This is a genomic window from Xenorhabdus sp. PB61.4 (genome assembly GCF_963894935.1).
Classification (GTDB): Bacteria; Pseudomonadota; Gammaproteobacteria; order Enterobacterales; family Enterobacteriaceae; genus Xenorhabdus; species Xenorhabdus stockiae.
Genome location: NZ_CAWQJR010000178.1, coordinates 25,154 through 31,971 on the forward strand (window position 1 = coordinate 25,154; position 6,818 = coordinate 31,971).

The following is a 6,818-nucleotide window of genomic DNA, read 5'->3' on the forward strand; positions in this document are numbered from 1 at the left end:
TTATCGTTGTATTAATTATGCGCTTAACACAATGCGCTAATCTATTAACAGATTTTTAGTATCCGTTCATTTCAAAACTACGGCTATTGGTGATAAATAAAATTAAATAATGCATGCATCGAATCCGCATCTAACACCAATGCCATTCTAGTTATGACTTCATTCATATTGGGGTACCTGTGCCCCAGATAAGCTACTAACCATTGATCAAATGTCCTATCTAATTGGAAGGTCGTCCATCTGTTTCGTAGTACCGCTAAAGACTCCGCATCGACCTCGGTTCTGGTGTCTAAAATCCCGTCAAATGTACTGCGCAAAGTATTGATTTCAAAAACGGGATTAGTATTCTCTAAATTTCTAGTCTCATAGCTGAAAAATCGTGTGTATAAATTTTTATAAATATCTATTGTAATATCCACATATGTATCCTGCCCACGCATATCAAGTCCTCTATTATCCAGTATTAGAATACTATCTTCATTTTGTGGATTTGCTGGTTTAAATCTCGCTATCTGTTTAAGAAAATTTTTCTCTACATTGCTTGTCTCATTATATGAAGTTCTAGTAGGAGTAAACATCAGAGTATGATTTCCACTCAACGGTGGGTGTTCAATTTCTTCAATAGAGGATCTATTTAAAAATGAATTAAACGAGCTGGTTACATCATTATCTTGATGTCTAGCCACTCCAGACCCATACAGCGCATCTCTTGTCTCTCGGCTTCCTCCCGGTATCCCACTCAATCCAAAAGGCTCGCTTAGTCGTGTTACTGCTTTCCGAACACCTTGCACAATACCGGTAACACCACCAACCAGACTGATTATCCCTAATCCCATGGAGACCCAGCCCAGAGCGGCAGAAGCATGAGGATTACTGTCTTCAGTAGCCGAACTAGCAATCCCTGTTGCATCAGCAGCAAGTCCGACTCCGGTTATTACTGTCCCTAAGCCCAGCGATGCCCCCAACGATGGGATAGCCGTTATAATCCCAAAAAGTAACCCAATAGTGCCAAAAATTAATCCAAAAATACCGCCCACGCTCATATGCCCGCTGGGATCAGTTCGGTTAATGGGATCACCCAGACAATAAGCATAGCTATTGATACCCCCTGCACCAAACGGGCTTAGGCTGTCCGGTGCTGTAAAACGCATCAGCACCGGGTTATAAGCCCGATAGCCATTCCCTAGGTGATAATCACCACCTATCGGATCCAGTCGCTCACCATTATAGGCTGGCAGGTCTGCATGACGTTCATCTTCTGCCTGCTGACCATAAGGAGAATAACGATAACGGGTTTGCGTACCATCACCCTTGTTACTCACCAGCACACTACTATGCCCATCCACGCCCAGTAGGTGTGTCTCCCCGTCGATAACCGTTGCAACCATTTCCCCCTGTGAGCGAAGCAACCGCTTCACCACATGCCCTTCCCGCTGAATTTCAGCTACACGGGCCTGACCAAAATAATACAATTCATGGGTTTTATCGTCTCCTGCCCGTTGCAGTACCAGACGATTACCTGCGTCATAATGATACTGGCTGACAGCGCCATTTAAACGAACAGACTCCAGACGGCCCAACGTGTCATAGGTTAAATGACGGCTGCCTTCCCCCTGAATCAGGTGCCCGGCTTTGTCATACATGAGAGAGATAGTGGGAGGGTACCCCGGGTGAGTATGGGCAATACGACTCAGTTGACAGGGATCGACCAAGCTATAAGTAAACGTGGCCGTATCACTGCTGCCATCATCATGGGTGGTCATACACGTTAGGATATTGCCTAAGACATCATAGGTAAAACGCTGTTCGGCAATAGGGAACCCGTAAGCATCGCGAGGTCGTTCTGCGCCGGAACAGCGGTATTCCGTCAACCAGTTTCGTGCCGGATCATAGGTATAATTTTCCTGCCGTAACATCCCTGATTGCTGTGAATGCGTCGTACGGGTGAGGAGCTGCCCGTTCACATTGAACTGCTGTTTCAGGGTCAGCGTGTCGGTTTCCGTCTGGATTTCACGATTTATCTCACGCCCGAAATCATCAAACCGTAAAGTAGTCGTGAGTTTCTGATTATTCTGTCGGTCATTAACTACCCAATTATTAACACGACTGGCAGCATCATAATGGATATCTATCCCAATATCCGGATCAGTGACAGCGCTGGGGCGGCCATACTTATCAAAGGACATTAAACGGGTTTTTCCGGTGATATCACGGTAGCCTGTCATCCGACCGTTGGGAGAATAGGTGTATTCCGTTTTCCGCACAGTGCCCGTATCCATATCGTCAAAACGGAAGGTTTCCGCCTGTAACTGACCGGAAGCGGTATAACTGAAACCATGGGTGAATTCATGCGAAGCCGAAGATTGGGTCATCACACCTGTTGTAGCATCATATTGAAAGTCCTGTTGTATCTCACCAGCCTCCACTTTCGTCAAGACATTGCCAAGCAACGGTTCATATTGATGCTTCACCGTCTGTCCTGTAGGACTGGTGATTGTCTCAGGAACAGGCGCTGTGCCCTGGTAGGTGGCGCTATAAGTGCGGCCACCAATCGTGGTGGACGTATTGCGATACAGGCTATCGTAATCACGGGTACCCAGAACATGTGAATCCACCGCAATCTGGGTCAATAAACTACCTGTGCTGAAAGGCGCATAAGATTTTCGCACCACCGTACCGTCAGGCTGCTTGATGGCTTTAATCCGCGAAAATGCATCATACATGTACTCGGTCTTTTGCCCTAATGCATCAATGCTCGCCCGCAAGCGTCCTAAGCCATCGTAATGGTGAGATTGCTGGCTGTACTTCTTGCCCTGACTGTCATACTGCGTGATGGTGACAGGATGATGACGTTTATCATACTGCACAATACTGCTGCTAAAATTGAGTCCTTTTGCCTGTATCGTTTTTTTCAGGGTTCGGGTCACCGGATCATAATCCTGCTGAATGCGTTCTCCTGAGTCCTGAATCATCCGATAGGCATGACCCCAGTCATCATATTCAATATTCTGACTGGCTGACACCTTGGCCACATTTTCCGGATCACTGCCCATCGGCAGCCAATCATGATGCGTTTGGCGAATAACCCTCCCCCAGCTGTCATACTCAATTTCAGAGACAAGCTGCCAGCCCTGAGCTTCTTTTCCTTTCTCCAGTATTTCCTGCTGATAGGCGCGCCCTAACCCATCCAACCGGGTACGACTCTGGTTTCCCCACACATCCGTTTGAATGGCCATAACCGAACCTGACTTTTCAATATCATAAACATAATTAATTTCCTGAGCATACTGCGTCTTTACATTACTAATATGTTTCAGAATGCGCCCGATGCCATCATAGTGATAACTTGCCGTGTTTCCATGAGCATCAGCTTCATGCCATAGCTTTCCACTAAAGCGCGATTTTTGATGTTGTGTCGTAATACTGAGTTGGTCTTGTTTATAGTTATGTCCTTTCCATGTCACACTTTTTATCAGAGCTTCCTTTTGCACGGTATAACTTACTGTCTGAGATGTGCTCCACACCTTCTTTTCAGCATATTGTGTGCCATCCTGTAGGGCATGAACGGTCTCCTCAATCCGCTGAACACGCCCATGCTCCGGGGAAGTGACATCATTGACATAGTCTTTCTGGATTTCATGAAGTAACTGATCTACGTTGTACCATGCCTGATGAACCCCTACCACGGCATATTTCGCCGGAGCTCCTGGGCGTGTTGGCAATGTGGCATATTTATACTTTACTGTATGACTAGGTGCATCGTCATAAGCTCCAGCAGGGACTGACTGGCCGGGGGTGATTTTTTTAGATTTGACAAAGCACACAAAACCATAAGGCGAAGCCGGGCAAGCCCCCTTTTCTCCCTCGGCGGGGTAATATTCCCAGTCTGTGCGAGTGCCATCTTCAGCAATCTGCATGATGGGGTTTCCCGCTACGTCAAACCGTGTCTGCACGGTCTCCGTAACTTTACCATTGAAGCTGACTGTGGCCGATTTTGGCAACTGAAACTGGGGGGGTTGCTTATCAAACGGGCCAATTTTTGCATAATAATCGGTCTGATGGATCCGTTTACACTGCCCTTGCTGTGTGGTTTCCGAAATCAGCAAATGGTAATTGTTATAACGTCGAGTGACAGTACGCAAGGTTGAACCCTCTTCAATACTTTCAGTCGACCCATACTGGTAATCTGATAAAACACCATAGAGGTAGTCATCATCACTGTTCCAATCCCCCGAGCCTCCATAACCCAGAAAATTTGTGTTGGTATATTGGTAAGTCCGTACACTATCTGCCCCATGCCCGGCCGATTGAGTATAGCTGACTACATAAGGAAGGTCGGGTAAGTTAGCCTCATCAGGAAACTGGTGACCATCCGGGTCATAATTAACCCACTCTCTTGACCCTGTCGGCGAAGATACCTGAGTTAAGAAATTGCTATCATCGTCATATTGCATTTCCCATTTCAATATGGAACTACCCGCGTGATTTTCAACACGGGTTACATAATCATTTTCAAAAATCAATTTAATATCATAAGACTCAGACATTGTTGGCCAGACAGTAATACGCGTATAATCATCCGGCTCATAGTGAATTTTTAAGAGAATGTGTTCTTCATCAGCGATTGAAATAAGGCGCGGAACAGAACCAAAATCATAACTCCAGTTAAATTTTAAAGTATAACCGAGGGAATTAATAATTTTCTTAGTCACCTTAATATTAGAAACACTTTCTGGCCCAGTTAATATTTCAACCATGCCGGATTTATGGATCACCCGATAAATATTTAGAGTGTTATCTTTTTCAACACGAACAGCATCCTGTTTATATTGTTGCAAAAAGACCTTATCATCCGTTTCAAATACTTTATAGCGTTCGCCGGTTGAAAGCATTAATAGCCGATTTGTTGTATCATACTGCGTGAAAGCCTGTACAAAACCAATACCAAAACCAATATTCTCAGTATTTAACGGACTATACGTGAGTGAAATCGACTGTTCTGGCCCAAGATGATTATTCCCAACAAGATGTGCCACGGGCATTAAATAATTAAATAAACCGGTTCTTGGATCAACTCGACCAGCTGCTGCGCTTTGAAAATTGTGCGCATGTGAAAAAAAAGTATTCTGCATAGTAATACCTCTTTTAAATTTTATTGTATGTTAACCCGGCTGCTTGCTGTTTAATATAGATATATAACTATGTTTATTTAATGAAACTGACATCCAATAAAACAAAACCACTTACAAACACACATTATGCAATTAGTATCATATACTTTTAAACAAATAGTAAAAAACAATATTTATAACATAAAAAATTAAAAACACCATAAATTAAATTTTATTTATTCATTATCAATTATCACATCAGTGATTTATTCAGCCATTGTTTTATTTCTTACTTTAAAACAAGAGGGATTATAAATGAAATCAAAAATACCAAACAATGACAAATCATCAAATATTGATAGATTGAGTAAGTTTGACGTCGAGTTACTTTCCGGCCTTACAGAAGGTAACGTATATGCCAATGGAAACATGCAAGTTGGCGTCAATGTTTTGATTCAAGCAGCAGATAATAATGATAGTCTAATCATATTATCTGATGAGCAGTTAGATGGCATACAATTAATTGATTATTCTACCGGTGAAGAGTTATCAGGAGGATGGGCATACAGCACTAAAGAAAACGAATACACTCATACATTTCCTGGCGAGACTTCTCCACAGATATTAGATTCACTATATAAAGAACAAGCAAATAGTTCTTTTCAGATACGAACTTATTGGGTCACAACAAGTAGTGCCGAGACAATTCAAATAGGTGCAAAGATTAAATTGGATAGTCAGACGTATAGTATTCAGGATGGTGCAAGTTTCGGTTCACATGTTATTGTTGTTGGTCATTCACCGATTAACTATGATAGTGACAGTCTCAATATTGAAGAACAGAAAAACATTAAATCGGGAAAATATAAAGTAGTTAGAGTAGATAGCTATTCGGATTGGACTCCAAAAAAAACGAAAAGTACTGAATATCATAAATGGTCTCAAACAAATTATTATATAAAACCTAAAAATGAGTTTACCGTGAAAGATGCCCATGTCTGGAATACAGCTTATGATGATGATCCAAGCAATATTCAATTCCGTAGATTCAGTTATCTTACAAATAATGATAATCTCTATATTTTTTATCTTTGGGGTACATATCAGAATAAAAATAAAAAGGCTGGGTGGGTTAATATTACCAAAAGTTTTCACACTAATGACTTGACTGGGGAAGATTCAGAATTTACAGCTTCACCACAAGTATATTTAGATACCCTAAATCCTAACACCGATGTAGTAAGTGTTACTAAATTATATTTTAGCCCCCCCTATCCTGCTTTCTGGGGAGAGGAAGGATATTATGAACCCTATTTTAACTTCCATGATATTTATGGAAACAGATCCGGAAATATACGTGTAATCATAAATGAAGATCACCAATCTTTTCATCTGCAAGATGCAGACAATGACTGAATAATAGTTTGTCTTAAATACAATCGCCGATAACTCGGCGATTGGTTAATACACTAGAACCAATTATTATTGGCTGATTATCGATTACAGATAGCGTGAGGTGGGCAACTATAATACTCTACGGGTTCTAAAAACTGATCTACCAAATTCACCTAAATTTGGTTGACTCGAGCTTTCACCTCCTACTGTTATTATAATAATAACAGACAACTTAATATGCTCACTGAAACAATTTTCAACATCACACATGGCCTTAATCTCGTTGCATTATATTTAATCTCAATATATATT

The 6,818-nt window shown here is 41.9% G+C and carries 2 protein-coding genes; one reads left to right on the top strand and one right to left on the bottom strand.

The features are described from left to right. Positions 1-83 precede the first annotated feature (83 nt). Positions 84-5,132: an RHS repeat-associated core domain-containing protein gene (locus AACX68_RS14190; protein ID WP_228859557.1), complete on the bottom strand. Its 5,049-nt coding sequence runs from the start codon at positions 5,130-5,132 to the stop codon at positions 84-86. Positions 5,133-5,426: 294 nt separating this feature from the next. Between AACX68_RS14190 and AACX68_RS14195 the strand changes: the two genes are divergently transcribed. Further along, positions 5,427-6,527 (top strand): hypothetical protein, encoded by a 1,101-nt coding sequence (locus AACX68_RS14195; protein ID WP_228859558.1) that lies wholly within the window; start codon positions 5,427-5,429, stop codon positions 6,525-6,527. Positions 6,528-6,818 lie beyond the last annotated feature (291 nt).